The sequence below is a fragment of the Flavobacterium sp. W22_SRS_FK3 genome, from assembly GCF_052113665.1.
Lineage (GTDB): Bacteria > Bacteroidota > Bacteroidia > Flavobacteriales > Flavobacteriaceae > Flavobacterium.
Window position 1 is genome coordinate 16,873 of record NZ_JBGQOF010000006.1, and the last position, 23,626, is coordinate 40,498.

Consider the following 23,626-nt stretch of genomic DNA (forward strand, 5'->3'; position numbering starts at 1 on the left):
TGAAAACGATGAAAAAATATATAAAAATATTAGCCCTGTCAAGCTTATTTGTTTTAGGAGCTTGTTCAGATGATTTTCTGGATACTGAATCTTCAACAAACAAGGATGAATCTAATTTTTATAAAACACCGAATGATGCTTACGAAGGTTTAATTGCTGTTTACGATGTATTACAACGCGAAGCTTACGGAGGACCTTTATTAATTAGTGAACAAGCATCTGATGATTGTTTTGGAGGATACGGAACTGCCGATGCTCAGGCTGATATTGAATGGGATCGCTTTTTATATGTGAGTAATAAAGACATGAACTCTGATGTTTGGAAATTTGCTTACTTAGGAATTTACAGAGCTAATATTTTATTAGAAAATCTGGACAAAGTAAACTGGGGAGCTAATACAGCATTGAAAACAAGATACGAAGCAGAAGCACGTTTTTTAAGAGCGCATTTTCACTTTACAGCTGCAAAAATGTTTGGAGATATTGTTCCTCTGGATCATACAGTAACGACAAGTGAGTTTCAATTGCCAAGACAAGCGCCTGAGGTTACTTATGCTTTAATAGCAAGCGATTTAAAATTCGCTGCAGATAATTTAGGACCAGAAAACTATTCACAAGCTGGAAATGCAAATTACGGGCGTATTACAAAATGGGCTGCAGAAGCTTATTTAGCAAGAACATTTTTATTCTACACAGATTATTACGAAAAACCTGATTTAGCAGGTGTAGTTACAAAAGCACAAGCTACAACTTATATCAACGATGCAGTAAGCAATAGCGGACACGGATTGGTTGCTGATTTTGCAAATCTTTGGCTGGCTGCGTCTTTTGATAAATTTGCAGGAGAAGACAATACAGAAATGGTTTGGGCTGTTCGTTTTAACGGTTCAGGAAAAGGAGATTGGGGTTTAAATGAAGGAAACCGTTTTCAGGTAAATATTGCGCCTCGTGGCGGAAGTATAGGACCCTATGCTACTGGTTGGGGAGGTGCAACTGTAAATCCTGAATTATATAATGATTATGCGACAGGTGATACTCGTAGGGATGCTACAATTATAAGTTATAATACAGAAGAGTATAAAGGACAGCCTCTAAATTTTGATCCGCAAGCAAGAGATCAGCGTCAATATACAGGATATTCATGGAAAAAATATTGTCCAATTACTAATGAAGCAGGTACAGCAGTTGTAGAAGCAAATGGTGGTAATTTTCAAATTGATAACTATCAGGATTATGCAGTTATACGTTTTGCAGATGTGCTGCTTATGGCTGCTGAATTAAATTTAGATACAAATGCAGCTTTAGCGATTGATGATTTTAACAGAGTTCGTGACAGAGCCTTTAAAGATACAGCACACAGGGCTACTACTCTTGATAAAATTGCTATAATGGAAGAGCGTCGTTTTGAATTAGCTCTTGAAGGACAACGTTATTTTGACTTGATCAGACAAGGTATGGATGTTGCTAAAGAAGCAATTGACAATACTACCGGAACAGAGTTTAATGTAACTTTTAGAACAGAAACGTTAGGTTGGTTCCCGTTACCACAGTCTCAGATAGTCCTTTCAAACGGTACAATTAAACAAAATCCAGGTTGGAATTAATTAAAAACAAATGATTATGAAACGTATATTATATATATTAATAGCTGCAGTAACCATAGGCTCATTATTATTTTCATGCGAACCTGTTGAAGATCGCGAAAATTTTGAAGCGGTAACATTAACACCAGCTGATGTTAAATTTTCAGTAGCGCCAAATCCTGAAAACGGAAATGAGATTCTAATAAAAAATGAAGACCCTGATGTAATTGCATATTGGAGATATGTCGATGCTGCCGGCACGGAATTAGGACACTCTAATAAATCATCAGATAAAATAATTTTTCCTTTTCCTGGAACCTATACTTTTTATTTCACTGCCTTTGCAAGAGGAGGTTCTGTACAAGCAGCAACATCAAAAAGTGTCACCGTTACGACAACAGATTTGTCTTCTATAACTACAGATCCCAAATGGGCAATGTTGACTAACGGTGCTACTGGTAAAACATGGGTTCTGGATATGGCTAGTCCAATTGGATGGGGAGGCTTAGATTTTCCTGGTAAAACAGGTGACAATTGGAACTGGTATCCTGACTATGCAAGTAATACTTGGGTTATGCCAAACAAAGATTGGGGAGAAATGACTTTTAACCTGGACGCAGGATACAATGTTTCTGTAAAACAAACGGCTCAGGCTACAACAAGCCAAACGACTAAAACAGGTCTTTTCTCTTTTGATATTGCAAATAATAAAATGACATTAAGCAATGGTCCTGAATTGCTTTATGGAGGTGATTATTACCCTGATGCAAGCAGTTGGACAAGTATAAAAGTAGTTGAACTTACGGAGACTTCATTACGTTTGTCTGTACTACGTGATCAGGCTAGAAACCCTAATGATGGAAAAGCACAAATCATTTTCCACTACAAACCAAAACCGTAATTCAATTACATCAATAAACTACCGATAAGTGATCTTAAAAATTCACTTATCGGTATGTTTATATTTTTTCAATAAAATAGTTCCTGTATGAAAGACAAAAGAAAGAATTTAAGTAATAGATTGTCATTAGTAATGATAATTGGAATTATATTTTTTGGCTCTTGCAGCAAAAAACAAGATGCTTTTGTTAAACGTAAAGTTTCTTTTAATTCAGATTGGAGTTTTCATTTAAATCATAGTATAGCCGACAAAGATACTATTGGAACTTCAACCAAATGGAGAATTTTAGATGTTCCGCATGATTGGAGTATCGAAGGAAAATTTGATGAAAAAAGCCCGGCAGGATATGGAGGAGGATCACTTAACGGAGGTTTAGGCTGGTATAAAAAAACATTCAAAGTAGCTGCAGAAGACAGCACAAAAATAACTTCAATTACTTTTGATGGCGTTTACAAAAACAGCGAAGTGTGGATAAATGGCCATTATTTAGGAAAACGACCAAACGGATATATCGGTTTTCAATATGAGCTTTCACCATACCTAAATTATGGAGAAAAGACCAACGAAATAATTGTTAAGGTTGACAATTCAAAACAACCCAATTCACGCTGGTATTCTGGCTCAGGAATTTTTAGAAATGTCTGGTTAGAAACCACAGACAAATTGCACGTTGCACAATGGGGAACTTATGTGACAACGCCAAAAGTTACTGCTGAAAACGCTTCCATAAATATTGAAACTACAATTCAGAATCAATATACATCTTCAAAAAAAGCAACAGTGACTACAACTATTTTTAAAGAAGAGACAAAAGTAACGTCGGTTACTCAAAATATAGAGATTGGCGCAAATGCCAATCAAACAATCCAACAAAATGCACAAGTTGAATCACCAGTTTTATGGTCAGTTGCAATACCGGAATTATACACCGCAGTTACTGAAATTTCGGTGGATGATAAAATCGTTGATCAATACAAAACCAATTTCGGAATCAGAGATTTCAAATTTGATCTGAACAGAGGTTTTATTTTAAACGGAAAACAGGTCAAAATAAAAGGAGTCTGTATGCATCACGATTTAGGGCCATTGGGTTCTGCCATCAACACGCGCGCGATCGAACGTCAGTTAGAAATTTTAAAGGAAATGGGTGTAAACGGAATCAGAACTTCTCATAACCCGCCTGCTCCTGAACTTTTGGATCTTTGTGATAAAATGGGTTTCATTGTTATGGATGAAGCTTTTGACATGTGGAAACAAAACAAAACCAAATACGATTACGCAAATGACTGGGACAAATGGCACGAAAAAGATTTAACAGATCAATTGCGTCGTGACCGTAATCATCCAAGTATTTTTATATGGAGTATCGGAAATGAAATTCCGGAACAATGGAATGAAACTGGTGTTGAAATCGCAAAAGAGTTGGCTCGAATTGTACGTCAATATGATAAAACGCGCCCACTTACAGCAGCAATGAATCCGCCGGTAAATATGAATATTGATGAGGTAACTTTGCAGTTTGATAAAGCAAAAACCTATTTTAATGCCATAGCAAAATCTGGGGTTTTAGATCTTATTGGCTATAATTATGCACATCAGACTTATGAGCACCATCAAAAAAATTTTCCAAATACACCATTCATCGCAACCGAAACAACTTCAGGTTTGCAAACCCGTGGGTATTATGATATTGTTTCAGATACCATAAAAAAATGGCCTGTAAGATGGGACATTAAATTTACCGATGGAAATCCAGGAAACACGGTTTCGGCTTACGATCAGGTACAGACACCTTGGGGATCAACTCACGAAGCAACCTGGAAAGTCATTAAAAAACACGATTTTCTTTCGGGAATGTACATTTGGACAGGTTTTGATTATATAGGTGAACCAACTCCATACGAATGGCCATCAGTTAGCTCGTATTTCGGAATTGTAGATTTAGCCGGTTTCCCAAAAGATGTCTATTATATGTACCAAAGTGAATGGACAGACAAAACGGTTTTGCACATTTTTCCACATTGGAACTGGAAAGCAGGGCAAACGGTTGATGTTTGGAGTTATTACAATCATGCCGATGAAGTTGAACTTTTCCTTAACGGAAAATCAGTTGGAGTCCGAAGCAAAAAAGGAGATGATTTACATGTTATGTGGAGAATTCCTTTTCAGACAGGAACACTGAAAGCTATTTCACGTAAAAATGGAAAAACTGTTTTAGAAACCGAAATTAAAACAGCAGGAAATCCATCACAATTGAAATTGACAGCAGATAGAAGTACAATAAAAGCAGACGGAAATGATTTGTCTTTTGTAACAGTTGCTATTTTAGATGAGAAAGGGATCTTGGCTCCAAATGCAAATAATGAAATTAGTTTTTCTTTAAAAGGAAACGGAAAAATTGTCGGAGTGAGCAGTGGAGATCCCGTAAGTCATGAATCGTTTAAAGGTTCAAAACACACAGCGATGAGTGGTAAATGTTTAGTAATCGTTCAGTCTGGTGATAAAGCCGGGAGAATGGAATTGACCGCTAAAGCGAATGGATTAAAACAGTCAACAATTGTAATTACATCAGAATAAATATGGTACCTTCCTGAAAGGTTTACAAAATCTTTCAGGAAAAACAAGGTTTAAATAAAAATTATAAATCTAAAAGGTTTTGGAAACCTTGCAGTACAACTAACATCTAGAATTATTAACCAATGAAAAACTCACAACGAACCGCATTGCTTTCCATCTTTATGTTTGGATTTCTAGTTATGCCAAAAGCTTCGGCACAAATACAAAATGCCGATGTGCTTAATGCTCCAATAGACATCAGTAAGGATTTTGAGAATTATCTCAATACCTTTTATTTTGCCGATGAGCTAACAAAATTTGATCCCGCAACAGGAAAAGGAACTGTAAAATATTTACGTTATAATTATCAGACCCGTCAGGCTTTCAACAATATGTTGGTAAAACCAGATACGATTGCAGCGAATGAATTTCCTGCAACGGAGTATGCAGCTAAACCAGAACTGCCGTTTGAAATTCAGTTTGTTTCTGATCGTACCATTCGTATCAAAATGACTTCGGGGCCCCAATTTCATCCACAAAAAGAATCTTTGATGCTGGTAGATGGCGTGGCTCCAAATCATCCTGAATTATGGAAATCTTCTAAAATAGAAGGAGGTTATAAATTTACAAGCAAACATGGAAGAGTCGAAATACTGACTAAGCCTTGGCATGTGAAAATTTATGATGAAAACGGAAAACTACTAACAAGTACGTTACATAATTCCGACTTTAAAAACACTTATACACCAGCTTTGCCCTTTTCTTTTGTTCGAAGAAACAGCGATTATTCTCGAAGTATGGGAGCTGCTTTCAGTCTCGAACCCGATGAAAAAATATTTGGCTGTGGAGAATCTTTCACACAATTCAACAAACGCGGTCAAAAAGTAGTTTTATGGACAGATGATGCAAATGGTATTCAGAATGAGACCATGTATAAACCAATTCCATTTTACATGAGTAGTCGTGGATACGGTGTTTTTATGCATCATTCAACACCAATTACAGTTGATTTTGGAAAATATTTTGGAAGTGCAAATGAAATGTATATTGGCGATGATGAAGCCGATTTGTTTTTGTTCATCGGGGAGCCAAAAGATATTTTAGATGAATATACCAATCTAACCGGAAAAGCAGCAATGCCACCACTTTGGTCTTTCGGATTTTGGATGAGTCGTATTACCTATTTCTCTGAAAAAGAAGGTCGTGAAGTAGCTAAAAATTTACGTAAATACAAAATTCCAACAGATGTAATTCATTTTGATACCGGTTGGTTTGATGTAGATTGGAGAAATAATTATGAGTTTGCAAAAGCGCGTTTTGGTGATCCTGTAAAAATGATGGCCGATATGAAAGAAGATGGTTTTCATGTTTGTTTATGGCAATTACCTTATTTCACTCCTAAAAATACGTTGTTTAATGAAATTGTAGATAAAGGTTTAGCCGTAAAAGATCGCAAAGGGAATTTGCCTTACGAAGACGCCGTTTTGGATTTTTCAAACCCGGAAACCGTTTCTTGGTACCAAGCCAAACTAAAACATTTGTTTGATCAAGGGGTTTCTGTTTTCAAGGTTGATTTCGGTGAAGCTGCTCCAGCTGATGGAATTTATTACTCAGGAAGAACTGGTTTTTACGAGCACAATTTATATCCATTACGTTACAATAAAGCTGTTGCTGAAATTACGCAAAAAGAAAAAGGATATACTTTAATCTGGGCCAGAAGTACCTGGGCTGGTAGTCAACGCTATCCTTTACATTGGGGAGGTGATGCAGCAACTTCAAATGGAGCAATGTCTTCAGAATTGCGTGGTGGATTGTCATTAGGATTAAGCGGATTTAGTTTTTGGAGCCATGATGTTGGTGGATTTGTAACGAAATCACCTGAAAATTTATACAACAGATGGACACCATTCGGAATGTTAACGTCTCACGTAAGAAGCCACGGAGAACCACCAACAGAGCCTTGGTTATATAGCAAAGAATTTTTAGATTCATTCAGAAGAGCAGATAATATGCGTTATGAGTTAATGCCATATATCTATGCACAAGCCAAAGAAAGTTCAGAAAAAGGATTACCAATGTTACGTGCTTTATTTGTGGAATATCCACAAGATGCGGGTTCTTGGTTGGTTGATAATGAGTATTTATTTGGTTCAAGTATGTTGGTTGCTCCATTGTTTGAAGACGTAAAAAGCAGAGATGTATATCTTCCGGAAGGAACCTGGATTGATTATCAGACTAAAAAAGTATATCATGGAGGCTGGCACAAAATCGAAGCTGGCGAAATTCCAATTGTTGTTTTAGTTAGAGACGGTTCTGCAATTCCTCATATTCCATTGGCGCAATCGACGAAGGACATGGATTGGAGTAAATTGACTTTAAAAGTTTTTGCAACAGACAAAATAAATTCGGCTACAGCCAAAGTATTTTTACCAGAAGGCAAAGTATTACAAACCATTACAGTTACTAAAAACGAAAACAATTTCAAGGTAACCCCAAATACAATTGACGGAAAAACCACTTTTAAAACAGAGTGGATAAAATAGAAATAGGCTTAATCCGCTAAATCTGCGTGAAAAATCTGCGACAAATTTTAAATTAATCATTTGAAATATTTTAATCAGTTGCTAAAAAAGAGTCCCAGCAGGATGTAAATAAATTTTTGTTTGAGTTGAGTTTTTAAATTGGGTGAAATTTTCATACCACCCAATTTAATTTTAAAAAGAATAATGAAAGAAACCATGAAAAAACAACTAGTCCTTTCCGCAGTTTTGCTATCCATTACGGTTGGATACAGTCAAAAAAATAAAAATGCTTACGAAGTAAAATCGCCTAACGGCCAAAACAAAATTAATTTTGAGTTGGTGAAAAGCGAACCAAAATATGCCGTTTCTCATGGGAAAACCGAAGTGTTATCGCTTTCGGATATGGGATTTTTATTAAAGGATAATGATCTGAGTAAGAACTTCGAAATTGCAAAAGTGGAGAATTCTACTTTCGATGAAACCTGGGAACAGGTTTGGGGAGAAAAGAAAAATATTAGAAACCACTACAATCAATTGGTGGTCAAATTGCAACAAAAAGATAAGCATAAAACAAAATTAGAAATTCAATTCCGTGCCTATGATGATGGAATTGCTTTTCGTTATGTCTATCCAAAACAAGCAAAAAAAGACAGTATTTTCATTATGGATGAAAAAACAACTTTTAACTTGAAGGAAGATGGAAAAGCCTGGTGGATTCCGGCTTATCGTGAGAATCGTTACGAATATTTATATGAGAATTCTCCAGTAAGTACTTTGGATACAGTTCACACGCCTTTAACAATTGAAAGCAAAAGCGGATTAAAATTGAGTTTTCACGAAGCAAATTTGATAGATTTTGCGAGTATGACGTTAGTAAACACAACTGGAACACAGCTAAAATCTGATTTAGTGCCTTGGGCTGATGGTGTAAAAGTCCGTGTAAAAGATACGTTTACTTCTTCCTGGAGAACGATTCAAATTGGAGAAACAGCAGGAGACTTGATTGATTCGTATTTAATTTTAAATTTAAACGAACCTAACAAACTAGGAAACCCTTCTTATGTAAAACCGTATAAATATTTCGGAATCTGGTGGGGAATGCACATAGGAAAATATACTTTTTGGGAAAGCGACAAACAAGGGGCAACGACCAAAAATGCTGAAGAATATATAGATTTTACTGCCAAAGAAGGTTTTCATCATTTGTTAATTGAAGGCTGGAACAAAGGCTGGACTCCCGCTTGGTACGAAAACCACATGCATATGTTTAGTTTTACAAAAAGTGCCGATAATTTTGATTTGGAAAAAGTGGTGGAATACGGAAAGAAAAAAGACGTTGAACTTATTGGATACCACGAAACAGGCTCTAATTTGATTAATTATTTAAAACAAATCGATGAAGGTTTTGCGCTGTACAAAAAACTAGGAATTCATACCGTAAAAATTGGTCATGTAGGTTCTAAGTTAAATATGAAAGAATGGCACCACGGTCAGTTTGGTGTAAATTATTTTAGATATGTATTGAAAAAAGCAGCGGAATATGATTTGGCCGTTTTCTATCATGAACCAATAAAAGATACGGGAGAACGCAGAACCTATCCAAATATGCTGGCCAGAGAAGCGGCTCGTGGACAAGAGTATAATGCCTGGAGCGAAGGAAATCCGCCAAGTCACGTTGTTATTTTGCCTTTTACAAGAATGTTATCGGGTCCTATGGAATATACTCCCGGAGTTTTGGATGTAGAAATTAAACAAGGATATCCTGGAAAAAGAATTCACGGAACAACAGCGCAGCAATTGGCGATGTATGTAGTATTTTATTCTCCAATTCAAATGTTAGCCGATCTCCCTGAAAATTATAAAGGAGTTCCTTCCTTTCAATTCTTAAAAGAGGTTCCGACAGACTGGGCAGATACTAAAGTATTGAATGCCGAAATTGGAGAATACCTGACTACAGTTCGTAAAGACCAAAATAGTGCAGACTGGTATTTAGGTTCTATGACGAACGAAAAAGCCCGGGATTTAGAGGTTTCATTATCTTTCTTAGATGCTAATGCCACGTACGAAGCTCAAATTTATGCAGATTCAGAAGGTTCTGATGAAACTCATAATCCAACAGGAGTAACCATTTCTAAGAAAACAGTTAAAGCTTCTGATTCCCTAAAATTACATTTAGGCGGAGCAGGCGGAACTGCAATTAGATTTAAAAAATTATAAGTATAGATTTTTTTTCAAACCCGACAGGTTTTTAAAACCTCTCGGGTTTGACTAATATAACGTAACTAACTCTAAATAGAATTAAATGAAAAAAATAATAGTACCATTTGTGATTTTCATTAATCTAATCAATATTAATTTGTTTGGACAAAATTCGGATGTAGTAAAATCTTCAGAAAGAAATATAAAAGTAGATTACAATAAAACGGCAGGAAAACTGAACACCATGTTCAAAGAATGTATTGGTGCCGGAAGAGCAAATGAAGGTTTACGAGCCGATTGGCAGCAACAACTGGCTTTGGTCAAAAAAGAATGTGATTTTAAATACATCAGAATGCATGGTTTATTGTCTGATGATATGGCGGTCTACAGAGAAGATTCTAAAGGGAATCCCGAGTACAATTACCAATATATTGATGTTTTATACGATTATATTGTAAGCATCAAAATGAAACCTTTTGTCGAATTGGGATTTATGCCTTCTGCATTGGCCAGCGGACCGGAAACGATTTTTTGGTGGAAAGGAAATGTAACACCTCCTAAAGATTATAAAAAATGGGAAGATTTAATTCGAAACTTAACCAAGCATTTTACTGAACGTTACGGAGAAGAAGAAGTGAAAACATGGTACTTCGAAGTTTGGAACGAACCCAATTTAACTCCGGGTTTCTGGACGGGAACACAGGAAGAATATTTTAAGTTGTATGAATATGCAGCACGCGGAATAAAAAGTGTCAATCGTGCCTATAAAGTTGGAGGTCCGGCAACTGCAGGAGCTGGCTGGGTTCCGGAGACAATTGAATTTGCCAGTAAAAACAAAGTGCCTTTAGATTTTATATCAACACATACCTATGGTGTAAATCAGGGTTTTTTGGATGAATTTGGGACTACTGGAACTATTTTGAGTAAGGATGAAAATAGCATAAGTGGCGATGTAATTCGCTCGCGTAAACAAATTTCAGAGTCTGCTATGCCTAAGTTAGAATTGCATTATACGGAATGGAGTTCTTCTTATACACCGGCAGATCCTATTCACGACAGTTATCATTCGGCTGCTTATATTCTTCAAAAACTGAAACAAGTAGGCAATGCGGCAAACTCGATGTCGTACTGGGTTTTTACCGATATTTTCGAAGAACCCGGTCCAAGATTTACACCTTTTCACGGAGGTTTCGGTTTATTGAACACACAGGGAATCAAAAAACCGGCTTATTTCTCGTATGCTTTCCTAAACAAATTAGGAGAAACTGAACTTCAAAATAGCGACACTTCTTCCTGGGCAAGTAAAAATTCAAAAGGAGATGTTCAGCTTTTGTTCTGGGATTTCACCAATACGCATCCCGGTGATTCGGTGAACAATCAAACGTATTATATTCAGGATTTACCATCCAAACCAAAAGGAACCGTAAAAATAGAATTGTCCGGTATTCAAAAAGGGAAATATATTTTGGAAATATACAAAGTTGGGTATAAAACCAATGACGCCTACGCCGATTATCTGGCAATGGGCAAACCCAGTCAAATAACAAAGAAACAGGTTAATACCCTTAAAGAAAAGAATAACGGAGAGGTAATCGCAACCGAAAAAGTGACAATTAATACCACAGGAACTTACATCAAAGATTTCAAAATAAACGAAAACGATGTTATCCTGCTGAATCTTATCAAACAATAATTCAAAAAATAAACACCGAAAAAATTTCTAAAACAGGATTTAAGCTTTTAGTGAGGAGAATCTTAAATCTGAAAAAACAAAACTCTATGAAAAACAAAATTTTATATTTATCAGCGGCTATAGCTTTTGTAACGTTTACTTCCTGTAAAAATGAGTCGCAAACTACTAATTCGGATTCAGATCAAAAAGAATATGTAGGGAAAGAAATCGGTTCAGAATTTGATGCCGAAATTGATAAACTGGTGTCTCAAATGACACTTGAAGAGAAAATCGGAATGTTGCATGGTAACAGTATGTTTACATCCGGAGGGGTAAAACGTTTGGGGATTCCGGAACTAAAAATGGCCGATGGACCATTAGGAGTTCGTGAAGAAATTTCCCGTGATAACTGGGCTCCGGCTGGCCTGACAGATGATTTCGCTACCTATTATCCGGCAGCGGGGGCTTTGGCAGCGACTTTTAATCAGGAAATGGCCTATACTTTTGGAAACAGTGTGGGACAGGAATTGCGTGCCAGAGACAAAGACATGCTGCTTTCTCCGGCAATTAATATTGTCAGAACACCACTTGGAGGAAGAACCTACGAATACATGACCGAAGACCCTTTCTTAAACAAAAAAATGGCCGTGCCCATGGTTGTGGGTTTACAGGATAACGACGTTATGGCTTGTGTAAAACATTTTGCAGCAAACAATCAGGAAACCAATCGTGATTTTGTAGATGTGCAAATTGATGAGCGTACGTTGCGTGAAATTTATCTTCCTGCTTTTGAAGCCTCTGTGAAAGAAGGGAAAGCTTATAGTATTATGGGCGCTTATAACAAATTTAGAGGTGAATATTTATGCGAGAATGATTATATGCTCAATAAAATTCTTCGTGACGAATGGGGATTCAAGGGAGTTGTAGTTTCAGACTGGGCAGCGGTGCATTCCACAGTAAAATCTTTAAAAAGCGGGTTGGATATTGAGATGGGAACACCAAAACCATTCAATGAATTTTTCCTTGCCGACAAATTAATAGCAGCAGCTAAAAACAAAGAAATCTCAGAAGCAGAAATTGACATCCATGTAAAAAGAATTTTGCGCACTTTATTTCAGGTAAAAGCTATGGGAGGAAAAGAACGTGTAAAGGGAAGCATTGCTACTGAAGCACATTATCAGGATGCCTATAAAATTGCAGCAGAAGCAATAGTTTTATTAAAAAACGAAAACAATGCATTGCCTTTACAATTAGAGGGGGTTAAATCTATTGCCGTAATTGGAAACAATGCGACGAAGAAAAATGCTTTAGGCGGATTTGGTGCTGGTGTAAAAACAAAAAGAGAAGTAACACCGCTCGATGGTTTAAAAAACAGATTGCCTAAATCAATTCAAATTAATTATGCTGAAGGATATTTAGAGCGTTACGAAGAAAAAAACAAAGGAAATTTAGGAAATATTACTTCTTCGGGCCCTGTAACTATCGATAAGTTAGAACCCGCTAAAGTACAAGAAGCAATTGAAGCAGCTAAAAATTCAGATATAGCCATCGTTTTTGCAGGTTCAAACCGTGATTACGAAACCGAAGCTTCCGACCGAAGCGATTTACATCTGCCATTCGGACAAGAAGAATTAATCAAAAAAATTGTAGACGTTAACCCAAGAACAATTGTGGTAATTGTGGCAGGAGCTCCTTTTGGTATTGATGCGGTAAGCAAAAAGACAAATGCTTTGGTTTGGACCTGGTTTAATGGTTCTGAAGGAGGAAATGCTTTGGCAGATGTATTGTTAGGAAAAGTAAATCCGTCAGGAAAATTACCTTGGACAATGCCAAAAAAATTGATGGATTCTCCTGCACATGCAACCAACAGCTTCCCTGGTGACAAAGCCGTAAATTATGCTGAAGGAATTTTAGTAGGATACCGTTGGTTTGATACTAAGAATATAGCTCCTTTATATCCTTTTGGATTCGGATTATCGTATACTACTTTTGCAATTGAAAATGTTAAAGCTGATAAAACAGAATATGCTTTAAACGAAACTATTTCAGTTTCAGTTGACGTAAAAAACACAGGAAAAGCCGATGGAAAAGAAGTTGTTCAGTTGTATACTTCCAAATCAGATTCTAAAGTATCGCGTGCTGCAAAAGAATTAAAAGGCTTCAAAAAAGTATTGGTTAAATCAGGAAATTCAAATACAGTAACGATTAAAGTTCCGGTTAAAGAATTAGCGTATTATGATGTTACTACTAAAAAATGGATAGTTGAACCAGGAAAATATACCTTGAAAATCGGTACTTCTTCAAGAGATATCAAAAAAGAAGTGGTGGTAACGATCAAATAAATTACCCATTTAAAACCACCTCAAAAACCACTTTATTAACTATAACAACCAAATGAAAATGAAACAGCTAATAAAAACATCCCTATTAAGCACCATTTTGTGTTTATCGTGTATAAGTATCTGGGCCTGCAGTTCAGATAAAGAAGAGGAAAAACAAGAACAAAATGTTGCTGAAGGCTTGTATCCAAGTTATAACACAAATCCCCTTCCTGCTGATGCAACCGGAATGACAAATACGGCGGTTCAATTAGCTGCAAAAATAAAACTAGGCTGGAATATCGGAAACACTTTAGAAGCAACAGGCGGCGAAACTGCTTGGGGAAATCCTAAAGTGACTAAAGCATTGATTGATGCCGTTAAGGCAAATGGATTTAATGCGATTAGAATTCCGTGTTCCTGGAACCAGTATTTGGAAAATACTACAACAGCAAAAATAAAAACAGAGTGGCTGAACCGCGTAAAAGAAGTTGTGCAGTATTGTGTTGACAATGATATGTATGTAGTCGTAAATATCCATTGGGATGGCGGCTGGCTCGAAAATAATATTACCGAAGCCAAAAAAGCAGAAAATAATGCCAAACAAAAAGCTTTTTGGGAACAAATCGCAACACATTTACGAGGCTTTGACCAGCATTTGCTGTTTGCAGGAGCTAACGAACCTGCAGTGGAAAATGCAGCTCAAATGGCTGTTTTGAATTCGTATCACCAGACCTTTATTGATGCCGTGCGTTCTACGGGAGGTAAAAATGCCTATCGTACTTTGGTAGTTCAGGGGCCAACTACCGATATTGCAAAAACAAATGAATTCATGACAAAATTGCCAACTGATACAGCTGCAAATCGTATGATGGTTGAAGTGCATTATTACGCACCATGGAATTTTGCCGGTTTGACAAAAGATGAGTCCTGGGGAACAATGTTCTATTATTGGGGTACTGGTTTTCACTCTGCAACAGATACAGAAAGAAACGCAACGTATGGAGAAGAAGCAGAGTTAGAAAAGAACTTCAAACTAATGAAAACCCAATTTGCTGATAAAGGAATTCCGGTTCTTTTAGGAGAATTTGGTGCCATCAGAAGAACAACTTTAACCGGAACCGACTTAACTTTGCATTTGGCTTCAAGAGCCTATTATCTAAAAACAGTTGTAAAAACAGCAAAAGCAAATGGTCTTTTGCCTTTTTATTGGGATGAAGGAAGTCTTGGAAATAATGGTTTTGGAATTTTCAAAAGAAGCGATAATACCGTTTTTGATACTCAGGTTTTAAATGCTTTAAAAGAAGGACTGGAACAGTAAAACTCTTCTAAACTATATAAGTGATATAAGATAATTTAAGTTTGTTGTTGGTTATGGACTCATGTTTACTTATATCGCTTATGCGGTTTATTAATTTAAATAAACAAAAAATGAAGAAATTTCAATTATTTATCTTGTTGATTTACAGTATATTTACCCATGCTAATATCAGAATGCCTTTGATTTTTTCTGACGGAATGGTATTGCAGCGTAACAAAACAATTCCGGTTTGGGGCTGGGCAGATGCCAATGAAAAAGTAGCAGTACATTTTAACAGACAAATTGTAAAAACACAAGCTGATAAAAATGGAAAATGGACTCTAAATTTAAAGGCTGAAAATGCCGGAGGACCTTTTGAATTGATAATTATCGGAAAAAATAAAATAACGATCAAAAATATTCTGGTTGGTGAAGTCTGGATTTGCAGTGGACAATCTAACATGGAATTTCAGGTTTCAAAAACGATGAATGCCGAAAAAGAAATCGCCGATTCTAATTATCCTATGATTCGTCATTTTGGCATCGCACAGGATCTAAGCGGAACTCCAAAAGAGGATCTAAAAGCAGGAAAATGGGAAGTTTCAAACAAAGAAACCGTTGGTAATTTTACTGCAGTGGGCTTTTATTTTGCCAAAAAATTATATGCCGAATTAAAAATCCCAATCGGAATTATCAACACCTCTTGGGGCGGAACTAATGTGGAAACCTGGACCAGCCGTGAAGCATTCGAAAAAAGTGATGAATTTAAATCCATGATTGCAGATGTTCCAACCGTAGATATGGATTTCATTTTCGAAAGTTATAAAAAATCAGTTTTAGGAAATCTCAAAAAAGTTCAGGGTTTCGAAGTAACGATGGACAATGAAAAACAATTTAAAGAATTCAGTTTTGATGATAAAAACTGGCCTCAAATAAAAGTCCCTTCACTTTGGGAAAACCAGCAAATAGGCAATATTGATGGTATTGTCTGGATGCGAAAAACGATTGTGCTGACAGCCGAACAAGCCAAAAAAGAAGCTGTTTTGCATTTATCAAAAGTAGACGATGAAGACCAAACTTTTGTAAACGGAGTTGAAGTCGGCACTAATAACATTTGGGAAAAACTAAGGATTTATAAAATCCCTGCCGGAGTTTTAAAAGAAGGAAATAACGTAATCGCAGTACGAATTACAGATTACAGTGGCGGTGGCGGAATTTACGGTGAAGCATCTGATTTAAAAATTCAGTTCAAAGACAACGCGATTCAGCTCGAAGGATTGTGGAAATTCAACGTCGTACAGGTTAAAATGTCGGTTTCACCCAATAGTTATCCCTCATTATTGTACAACGCAATGGTAAATCCGCTGGTTCCGTTTGCCATTCAGGGCGTTTTATGGTATCAGGGCGAAGCTAATGTTTGGAGAGCTAAACAATACAAAAAAGCATTTCCGTTAATGATTACCGATTGGAGAACGAAATTTAAACAGGGCAATTTTCCTTTCTATTTTGTACAGCTGTCCACTTTTGATGAATTTAAAGGTAACAGCAAAATCGGAAGCCGATGGGCAGAACTTCGCGAAGCACAATCCGAAACACTGAAGTTAAAAAATACCGGAATGGCCGTAACCACCGATATTGGCAACGCAAAAGACATTCATCCTACAAACAAACAAGATGTTGGACTGCGTTTGGCAGCTATTGCCTTGAACAATATTTACGGCAAAAAGCAAATTTACAGCGGGCCAACCTTTAGATCGCAGGAAATAAAAGGAAACCAAATTATTCTGACTTTCGATACTATCGGCTCAGGACTTTCAACTCTGGATAATTCAGAAAATGTAACAGGTTTCGAAATCGCGGGTGTTGACAAAGTTTTTCATTCCGCGAAAGCGATAATTAAAGACAACAAAATAATAGTATCAAGCGAAAATGTTCCAAATCCAGTAGCCGTTCATTACGGTTGGGCAGACGACGATACCGAAATCAATCTTTTCAATAAAGAAAAATTCCCCGCATCGCCTTTCAGAACCGATGATTGGGAAATGATAACGGCTAACGAAAAATACCAGGTTAGTAAATAATTATGGCGTGACCACATTTACAAAAGGCGCTACATAACAAACCGCTTATACGCACCTTTCGCAAATGTGGTCGGGCTATCCGCACTACTTCGCTAGTTTGCTACTATCCCTCACGCAAAATCGTTACACGAGAAATTTAATTTTCTTGAATAACAATTGATTTTTAAACTTGGGATAAAAAAACTGGAGGGTTTTTTCCTGAAACTTTATAAAAACAGCCTAATATTGTCATTAGGTCCAGAAGCTTCAGGACAGATTTAAAAATTTAAAAGCAATAGATATGAATTCAAAATTCTTAAAAAGCGTGTCTCTGGTTTTGGTGTTCTCTTTTATTCACATCAAAGGAAATGCCCAATCCAGTCATATTTTATCGTACAATCAACCGGCCGAATTTTTTGAGGAAAGTCTGGTTTTAGGAAACGGAAAATTAGGCGCGACTGTTTTTGGAGGAGTGGATGTGGATAAGGTTTATTTAAACGATGCTACGCTTTGGTCAGGTGAGCCTGTAAATGCTAATATGAATCCTGACGCATATAAAAATGTACCGGCTATTAGAGCAGCATTGAAAAACGAAGACTATAAGTTGGCAGATGAATTAAATAAAAAATTGCAGGGATATTACTCAGAATCTTTTTCGCCACTTGGAACGTTACACATTTCGCATTTTAAAAAGGATACTAAAGCCACTAATTATTATAGAGAATTAGATATAAATAATGCTGTTTCTAAAATAAATTATGAAATCGAGGGTGTGAAATATACCCGCGAATATTTTGTTTCAGCTCCTGATCAAATCATGGCTATCAAGATTACATCTAGTAAAAAGAGTAACTTGAATTTTTTAATTGACTTTGAAAGTTTATTGAAATTTAAAACAGATGTTAGTACAAAAGAATTAAAAATTAATGGCTATGCGCCGTATCATGCAGAGCCAAGTTATGTTAAAAGTGATAATCCAATTCTTTTTGATGAAAATAGAGGGACTCGTTTTACAAGTTTAGTTCAAATTAAAAATACGGATGGGACAATTATTACTGCGGATAATAAAATTGGAGTAAAAAATGCAACTGAAGCATTGATTTTTGTTTCTATAGCTACCAGTTTTAATGGTTTTGATAAAAATCCAAGTACAGAAGGATTAGACGATAAGGCAATTGCTGCAGAAAATATGGAAAAAGCTATTTCTAAATCGTATAAGACATTAAAAGAAGCTCATATTTTAGATTACCAAAAATTATTTCAGCGAGTGAGTTTAAACCTTGGAAAGACTACTGCTACTAATTTGCCTACAGACGAACGTTTATTGCGTTATTCAGAGGGTAAAGAAGACAAAAATTTAGAGATTTTGTATTTTCAATATGGTCGATATTTATTGATAAGCAGCTCGAGGACACAAGGTGTTCCTGCTAATTTGCAAGGTATTTGGAATCCTTATATGCGTCCGCCCTGGAGTAGTAATTATACAGTAAATATTAATGTTGAAGAAAATTACTGGTTAGCAGAAAATACGAATTTGTCTGAACTACACCAGCCACTTTTAAGTTATATAAAGAATGTTGCCCAAACAGGCAAAGTTACGGCTAAAACTTTTTATGGCGTAGACGGATGGGCTGTAGCTCAAAATTCGGATATCTGGGCTATGAGTAATCCTGTTGGAAATTTTGGTGGAGGAGATCCCAATTGGGCTTGTTGGAATATGGGAGGCGCTTGGTTGAGTACTCATATTTGGGAACATTATTTATTCTCTCAGGATTTAAATTATCTTAAAAATGAAGGTTATGATTTGATGCGTGGAGCAGCACAATTTTGTTTAGAATGGTTAGTTGAAGATAAAAATGGTTATCTAATTACGTCTCCATCTACTTCCCCCGAAAACTTATATATTACACCTAATGGTTATACTGGTGCAACTATGTATGGTGGTGCTGCTGATTTGGCCATGATTAGACAGTGTTTTTCTAATACCATCGAAGCTTCTAAAGTTTTAAAAACAGATGATGAATTTAGAACAAAACTTGAAACGGCACTTTCAAAATTATATCCTTATCAAATTGGTAAAGCCGGGAATTTACAAGAATGGTATTTTGACTGGAAAGATCAAGATCCTAAACACCGTCATCAATCTCATTTGTTTGGATTGTTTCCTGGAAATCATATTTCACCTTTAGCAACACCTGAGTTAGCAAATGCGGCACGAACAACTTTAGAGATAAAAGGAGATGAAACTACAGGTTGGTCTAAAGGGTGGCGTATAAATCTTTGGGCTAGACTTTTGGATGGTAACAGAGCCTATAAAATGTATCGCGAATTACTTCGTTATGTTGATCCTGACGGAAAAAAAACGGAAAAACCAAGAAGAGGTGGAGGAACATATCCTAATTTATTCGATGCACATCCGCCGTTTCAAATTGACGGGAATTTTGGCGGAGCATCGGCTGTTGCCGAAATGCTGGTGCAGTCAGACGAAAACCAAATCATGTTATTGCCAGCATTGCCAGATGCTTGGGAAACAGGTTCGGTAAAAGGAATTTGTGCAAGAGGTGGTTTCGAAATTGCAATGGAATGGAAGAATAAGAAGGTAACGGTTTTAAATATTTCTTCTAAAAATGGAGGGAAAACAACCTTAATTAGTGGTGACAAAAAACAAATTATCGATTTAAAAAAAGGCCAGAGCTTTAAAATAAACTGGTAAATACTTTTGAAAACTAATATAGTTCAGCCTGACAGAAACAAACCCGAAATTTTTTTTAAAATCTTTCGGGTTTACTTTTAAATTTGATGTAAAACAACTCATTTACATTATAATAAGTTCTTAAAATTTTGTAGCAACCTAATTTTAGCTAACTTTGATAAATAATATTTTATAATTATGGCTTACAATCCAACAACAGTAGCTAATTATTTCATAGATAAATATTCCAAAACCGGGGATCTGACTCCAATGAAAATTATCAAGCTGACTTATATTGCTTATGGCTGGTATTTGGCCCTGACAAACAAAAAAGACAGGCTGATTGATGAAAATCCGATTGCCTGGGATTTTGGCCCTGTTTTTCCTTCGTTATATTACAGTATAAAGCAATACAAGAAAGAAAAAATTACGGAGAAAATTCCAAATGCAACTAAAAACGAAAAAATCACAGGTGAAGATGAAAAGTTTTTAGATAAAATATGGGAAGTTTATGGAAGATTTGACGGTATATATTTAAGTGCTTTAACACATATTGAAGGAACACCGTGGCAAAAAGTATATCGTAAGGATTCTAACGCCATGATTTCGGATGAAGATATTTTTGAGCATTACAATAATTTGAAACCAATTTCTACTTAAATGTCGTTACTCAATTTAAGCAATATTTCTATTGAAAACAGCGCAGCAATAAGACCTGTAGATATTGATAATGCCCGTATTCAAAATCAAATCCTTGAAGACAGGCTGGGAAATGCAAAAGTAGGCAGGTTTTTAGAAGACACAAAACTTCGAAGATATCTCACGTATATTTTCTCTTTTATTATTTTTCTTTGGCTGGCAGCTGTCGTGTCAATTTTATATTTCAATGACAATTTGTTGCATTTAAATCTTTCAGAGAATGTACTGATTACCTTACTAACCACTTCATCTGTAAATGTAATTGGAATGATGCTGATTATTTTGAAAAATTTATTTCCGCAACAAATCAATCAGGAAGATTAAACAGTAAGAATTAATAGAAGATGTCAGGCTAGCGGAGTCGAAGCCCTTTTCCAATTAAAGCCTTTCAACTAAGTTTATCCTGAGCAAAATGGGACTATTCTTTTTCTGCAGACTCTTCTTGATTTGCCTTTTTTAGACTTTCATATCCTTTTTCAATTGAAGGGTACACAACGGCAGCTACTGTTTTAATTGGGTTATAAAAAATAGATTTATCTAAGGTTTCTTTTTTTGCAAAAGTGTTGTCAAAGTTGATTTTTTCAAAAAGAGCAATAAAAATACTCACAATCAAAATAGTTTTTAAAACCCTGAAAAAACCGCCTCCTAGTTTATTCAGCCAGCCCAAGAAAGCAAAATCAGCTATACCTGTTAAGATTTTGGCCAATAAATAAACGCCAATTACAACAAGAATAAAAGTTAGTATAAAAGCCGTAATTTGAATCGTGTTTGGATTCCAGGAAACATACTTTATAATGATGTTTTTTGCGAAAGAAGATAATTTAATGGCTAAATAAATTCCCAGAAGTAAGGAAACAAAGGAAGCAACTTCAATAAAAAGACCATTTTTAATTCCTTTATACAGGCTAAAAGCCAAAAGCGCTCCTAAAATCATATCGAAAAAACTCATATTTTATGCTGTTTTATTGAGGCGCAAATATAAAAGAATTATTAGGGATATGTTCTCAAATTTCAAGTACGTATCTTTGTAAGCTAAATTTTATGGTTTTTGAATTTATAATTCACAACTCATATTCACAATTATAAAAATGTCCAGAGATACACAACTAAAAGAGCGCTGGGAAAAGCTCGTCGATATATTGTCCAATCAGTTTTCACAGGGAGAAGATTTAGATTTAGATGCCATTATTTACCTTATTGGAGTTCAGGAACTTGGGAAACTACACCGCGAATTCAAAAAAGACGAAAAATTGAATTTGATGCACATTGCCATTTGCCGATTGTTAGAACCTTACGGGTTTTATGAATTCGAATATTTTGATGACGAAGGCTGGCCGCATTATAAAGTAAAAGAAGAATTGCCTCCGCTAAAAGCAGGCGAACAATCTGTTTTGATGAAAGAAGCGATTGTGAATTATTTTTTAGAAAGAGAACTTATTGAGTAATTTTTTATTCTCAGTCTCAGTTTTCGATCTCAATTGAACTGAAAACTGAGACTGGGACTGTATAGTTTAAACTAAAAACACTAAATTTGTATTCTCAATTGTAGAAGGAAAATGATAGACAAGATAAAACAGCATATAGAGGAAGCTAAGGCCTTTAATGATAAAAATAAAGAATCTTTAGAGCAATTCCGTATTAAATATTTAGGAAGCAAAGGGTTGTTAAAAGAACTTTTTACAGAGTTTAAAAATATTCCAAACGATCAGAAAAAAGACTTTGGACAAGTAATCAATACTTTAAAAGCTGTTGCTGAAGAAAAAGTAAGAGTTATTCAGGAAGAACTTGAAAGTAAAGAAGAAGTAAAAGGGGTTTTTGGTGATTTATCAAGATCTTCAGAGCCTGTAATTATTGGTTCACGTCATCCTATTTCGATTGTTAAAAATCAGATTATAGATATTTTCGCCAATATTGGTTTCAACGTTTCCGAGGGTCCGGAAATAGAAGACGACTGGCATAACTTTACGGCATTGAACCTGCCGGAATATCATCCGGCTCGTGATATGCAGGATACTTTTTTCATTCAGACAAATCCTGATGTGCTGTTGCGTACGCATACATCGTCTGTTCAGGTTCGTTATATGGAAAACCACAAACCGCCAATTCGTACTATTTCTCCGGGACGTGTATTTCGTAACGAAGCGATTTCGTCACGTTCACACTGTATCTTCCATCAGGTAGAAGGTTTGTATATTGACAAAGATGTATCGTTTGCAGATTTGAAACAGACATTACTTTATTTTACTAAAGAAATGTTCGGAAAATCAAAGATTCGTTTACGTCCGTCCTACTTTCCGTTTACAGAACCAAGTGCCGAAATTGATATTTATTGGGGTTTAAAAACCGAAACCGATTACCGTATCACTAAAGGAACCGGCTGGTTAGAAATTGGAGGCTGTGGAATGGTAGACCCGAATGTTCTTAAAAACTGCGACATCAACCCGGATGAATTCAACGGTTTTGCTTTCGGAATGGGAGTAGAGCGTATTGCGATGCTTTTATACCAAATTGGCGATATCCGTATGTTTTACGAAAATGATGTTCGTTTCTTAGAGCAATTCAAAGCAAATATTTAAAATTAAGTTATAAGTGAAAAGTGATTAGTTAGAAGTCCTGCTTCCTAATCACTTTTTACATTTTACAGTTCACGAAAAAATGAAAAAAGATATAACAATCCCCGAAGTAGAAAACGTATTCTTAGCCGCTGTTCAGGAATGGAGCGACGATTTTATGGAAAAAGTATGGTATGCTTATCTGGTAAACGACAGTGATTTTAATTTAGACAGTGTGATGGTGGTTTCAAAAGCATTTGGAACAATTGATGGTGAAATGAAAAAAACATCTATTTTACGTCATGCTTTTGTTGAGGTTCCGGCGGTATCTGTAGTGAAAATCGAAATGATCGAAAAGAGTCTTCTTATTTTGAACAATGAATTTATGGTCACTTTCTTTATTGGAAACACTTTATACGATAAGAAGTTTATTTTTAAATCAAACTTAATCAACGAAAATAACACTGAAGAAGTGCCGATTTTGTTTGTTGAAGGTGTTATGGTGAAATAGATTTTAAAAAAAAACTCATTGATTTTAATTGCAAGATTCATGAGTTCGAGTGTTTTTTGAG

Annotated in this window: 16 protein-coding genes; 15 read left to right on the top strand and 1 reads right to left on the bottom strand. The window is 35.8% G+C overall.

Translation table 11 applies throughout. The features are described from left to right. Nucleotides 1-8 precede the first annotated feature (8 nt). From ACEN2I_RS07320 to ACEN2I_RS07375, 12 genes are all read left to right on the top strand, one after another. Nucleotides 9-1,604: a RagB/SusD family nutrient uptake outer membrane protein gene (locus ACEN2I_RS07320; protein ID WP_441765445.1), complete on the top strand. Its 1,596-nt coding sequence runs from the start codon at nucleotides 9-11 to the stop codon at nucleotides 1,602-1,604. A 16-nt stretch (nucleotides 1,605-1,620) separates the two neighbouring features. Further along, a complete protein-coding gene (locus ACEN2I_RS07325) occupies nucleotides 1,621-2,484 on the top strand; it encodes a hypothetical protein (RefSeq protein ID WP_441765446.1) in 864 nt (287 codons plus the stop codon). 132 nt (nucleotides 2,485-2,616) lie between these two features. Then, complete coding sequence (locus tag ACEN2I_RS07330; RefSeq protein WP_441765663.1) at nucleotides 2,617-5,061, top strand: glycoside hydrolase family 2 TIM barrel-domain containing protein; 2,445 nt, start codon at nucleotides 2,617-2,619, stop codon at nucleotides 5,059-5,061. Between the two features lie 122 nt (nucleotides 5,062-5,183). After that, the gene (locus ACEN2I_RS07335; RefSeq protein ID WP_441765447.1) at nucleotides 5,184-7,583 is read left to right on the top strand and encodes a TIM-barrel domain-containing protein; all 2,400 of its coding nucleotides are present in this window, start codon (nucleotides 5,184-5,186) and stop codon (nucleotides 7,581-7,583) included. A gap of 195 nt (nucleotides 7,584-7,778) precedes the next feature. Further along, nucleotides 7,779-9,779: a glycoside hydrolase family 97 protein gene (locus ACEN2I_RS07340; RefSeq protein WP_441765448.1), complete on the top strand. Its 2,001-nt coding sequence runs from the start codon at nucleotides 7,779-7,781 to the stop codon at nucleotides 9,777-9,779. An 85-nt stretch (nucleotides 9,780-9,864) separates the two neighbouring features. Further along, nucleotides 9,865-11,454, top strand: coding sequence for a GH39 family glycosyl hydrolase (locus ACEN2I_RS07345; RefSeq protein ID WP_441765449.1), 1,590 nt, complete (start codon nucleotides 9,865-9,867; stop codon nucleotides 11,452-11,454). Nucleotides 11,455-11,540: 86 nt separating this feature from the next. Next, nucleotides 11,541-13,775, top strand: a complete 2,235-nt coding sequence (locus ACEN2I_RS07350; protein WP_441765450.1) for a glycoside hydrolase family 3 C-terminal domain-containing protein — start codon at nucleotides 11,541-11,543, stop codon at nucleotides 13,773-13,775. Nucleotides 13,776-13,833: 58 nt separating this feature from the next. Beyond that, nucleotides 13,834-15,072, top strand: coding sequence for a glycoside hydrolase family 5 protein (locus ACEN2I_RS07355; protein WP_441765451.1), 1,239 nt, complete (start codon nucleotides 13,834-13,836; stop codon nucleotides 15,070-15,072). Nucleotides 15,073-15,182: 110 nt separating this feature from the next. Beyond that, entirely contained in the window at nucleotides 15,183-17,132 is a 1,950-nt protein-coding gene (locus tag ACEN2I_RS07360) for a sialate O-acetylesterase (protein WP_441765452.1), read from the top strand. A gap of 280 nt (nucleotides 17,133-17,412) precedes the next feature. Beyond that, the gene (locus ACEN2I_RS07365; protein ID WP_441765453.1) at nucleotides 17,413-19,824 is read left to right on the top strand and encodes a glycoside hydrolase family 95 protein; all 2,412 of its coding nucleotides are present in this window, start codon (nucleotides 17,413-17,415) and stop codon (nucleotides 19,822-19,824) included. 177 nt (nucleotides 19,825-20,001) lie between these two features. Next, the gene (locus tag ACEN2I_RS07370; RefSeq protein ID WP_441765454.1) at nucleotides 20,002-20,463 is read left to right on the top strand and encodes a Panacea domain-containing protein; all 462 of its coding nucleotides are present in this window, start codon (nucleotides 20,002-20,004) and stop codon (nucleotides 20,461-20,463) included. Beyond that, nucleotides 20,464-20,826 carry a hypothetical protein gene (locus ACEN2I_RS07375; protein ID WP_441765455.1) on the top strand — a complete coding sequence of 121 codons (363 nt, stop codon included), beginning with the start codon at nucleotides 20,464-20,466 and terminating at the stop codon, nucleotides 20,824-20,826. A gap of 94 nt (nucleotides 20,827-20,920) precedes the next feature. Here the strand turns inward: ACEN2I_RS07375 and ACEN2I_RS07380 are convergent, their stop codons facing one another. Beyond that, nucleotides 20,921-21,451 carry a CvpA family protein gene (locus tag ACEN2I_RS07380; RefSeq protein ID WP_441765456.1) on the bottom strand — a complete coding sequence of 177 codons (531 nt, stop codon included), beginning with the start codon at nucleotides 21,449-21,451 and terminating at the stop codon, nucleotides 20,921-20,923. Between the two features lie 139 nt (nucleotides 21,452-21,590). Here ACEN2I_RS07380 and ACEN2I_RS07385 point away from each other — a divergent pair, with 139 nt between their 5' ends. The 3 genes from ACEN2I_RS07385 to ACEN2I_RS07395 all read left to right on the top strand — a co-directional run bounded on the left by ACEN2I_RS07385 (nucleotide 21,591) and on the right by ACEN2I_RS07395 (nucleotide 23,565). Continuing rightward, complete coding sequence (locus tag ACEN2I_RS07385; protein WP_441765457.1) at nucleotides 21,591-21,947, top strand: hypothetical protein; 357 nt, start codon at nucleotides 21,591-21,593, stop codon at nucleotides 21,945-21,947. A gap of 111 nt (nucleotides 21,948-22,058) precedes the next feature. Beyond that, nucleotides 22,059-23,078 carry a phenylalanine--tRNA ligase subunit alpha gene (gene pheS / locus ACEN2I_RS07390; RefSeq protein WP_441765458.1) on the top strand — a complete coding sequence of 340 codons (1,020 nt, stop codon included), beginning with the start codon at nucleotides 22,059-22,061 and terminating at the stop codon, nucleotides 23,076-23,078. A gap of 79 nt (nucleotides 23,079-23,157) precedes the next feature. Further along, nucleotides 23,158-23,565: a hypothetical protein gene (locus tag ACEN2I_RS07395; protein WP_441765459.1), complete on the top strand. Its 408-nt coding sequence runs from the start codon at nucleotides 23,158-23,160 to the stop codon at nucleotides 23,563-23,565. Nucleotides 23,566-23,626 lie beyond the last annotated feature (61 nt).

What these genes read in the sequence shown, in the direction of transcription:
- ACEN2I_RS07375 (WP_441765455.1), top strand. Translation starts at nt 20,464, where the DNA reads ATGTCGTTACTCAATTTAAGCAATATTTCTATTGAAAACAGCGCAGCA.
- ACEN2I_RS07395 (WP_441765459.1), top strand. Translation starts at nt 23,158, where the DNA reads ATGAAAAAAGATATAACAATCCCCGAAGTAGAAAACGTATTCTTAGCC.
- ACEN2I_RS07330 (WP_441765663.1), top strand. Translation starts at nt 2,617, where the DNA reads ATGATAATTGGAATTATATTTTTTGGCTCTTGCAGCAAAAAACAAGAT.
- ACEN2I_RS07385 (WP_441765457.1), top strand. Translation starts at nt 21,591, where the DNA reads ATGTCCAGAGATACACAACTAAAAGAGCGCTGGGAAAAGCTCGTCGAT.
- ACEN2I_RS07360 (WP_441765452.1), top strand. Translation starts at nt 15,183, where the DNA reads ATGAAGAAATTTCAATTATTTATCTTGTTGATTTACAGTATATTTACC.
- ACEN2I_RS07345 (WP_441765449.1), top strand. Translation starts at nt 9,865, where the DNA reads ATGAAAAAAATAATAGTACCATTTGTGATTTTCATTAATCTAATCAAT.
- ACEN2I_RS07355 (WP_441765451.1), top strand. Translation starts at nt 13,834, where the DNA reads ATGAAACAGCTAATAAAAACATCCCTATTAAGCACCATTTTGTGTTTA.
- ACEN2I_RS07350 (WP_441765450.1), top strand. Translation starts at nt 11,541, where the DNA reads ATGAAAAACAAAATTTTATATTTATCAGCGGCTATAGCTTTTGTAACG.
- ACEN2I_RS07325 (WP_441765446.1), top strand. Translation starts at nt 1,621, where the DNA reads ATGAAACGTATATTATATATATTAATAGCTGCAGTAACCATAGGCTCA.
- ACEN2I_RS07370 (WP_441765454.1), top strand. Translation starts at nt 20,002, where the DNA reads ATGGCTTACAATCCAACAACAGTAGCTAATTATTTCATAGATAAATAT.
- ACEN2I_RS07335 (WP_441765447.1), top strand. Translation starts at nt 5,184, where the DNA reads ATGAAAAACTCACAACGAACCGCATTGCTTTCCATCTTTATGTTTGGA.
- pheS (WP_441765458.1), top strand. Translation starts at nt 22,059, where the DNA reads ATGATAGACAAGATAAAACAGCATATAGAGGAAGCTAAGGCCTTTAAT.
- ACEN2I_RS07380 (WP_441765456.1), bottom strand. Translation starts at nt 21,451, where the DNA reads ATGAGTTTTTTCGATATGATTTTAGGAGCGCTTTTGGCTTTTAGCCTG.
- ACEN2I_RS07365 (WP_441765453.1), top strand. Translation starts at nt 17,413, where the DNA reads ATGAATTCAAAATTCTTAAAAAGCGTGTCTCTGGTTTTGGTGTTCTCT.
- ACEN2I_RS07320 (WP_441765445.1), top strand. Translation starts at nt 9, where the DNA reads ATGAAAAAATATATAAAAATATTAGCCCTGTCAAGCTTATTTGTTTTA.
- ACEN2I_RS07340 (WP_441765448.1), top strand. Translation starts at nt 7,779, where the DNA reads ATGAAAAAACAACTAGTCCTTTCCGCAGTTTTGCTATCCATTACGGTT.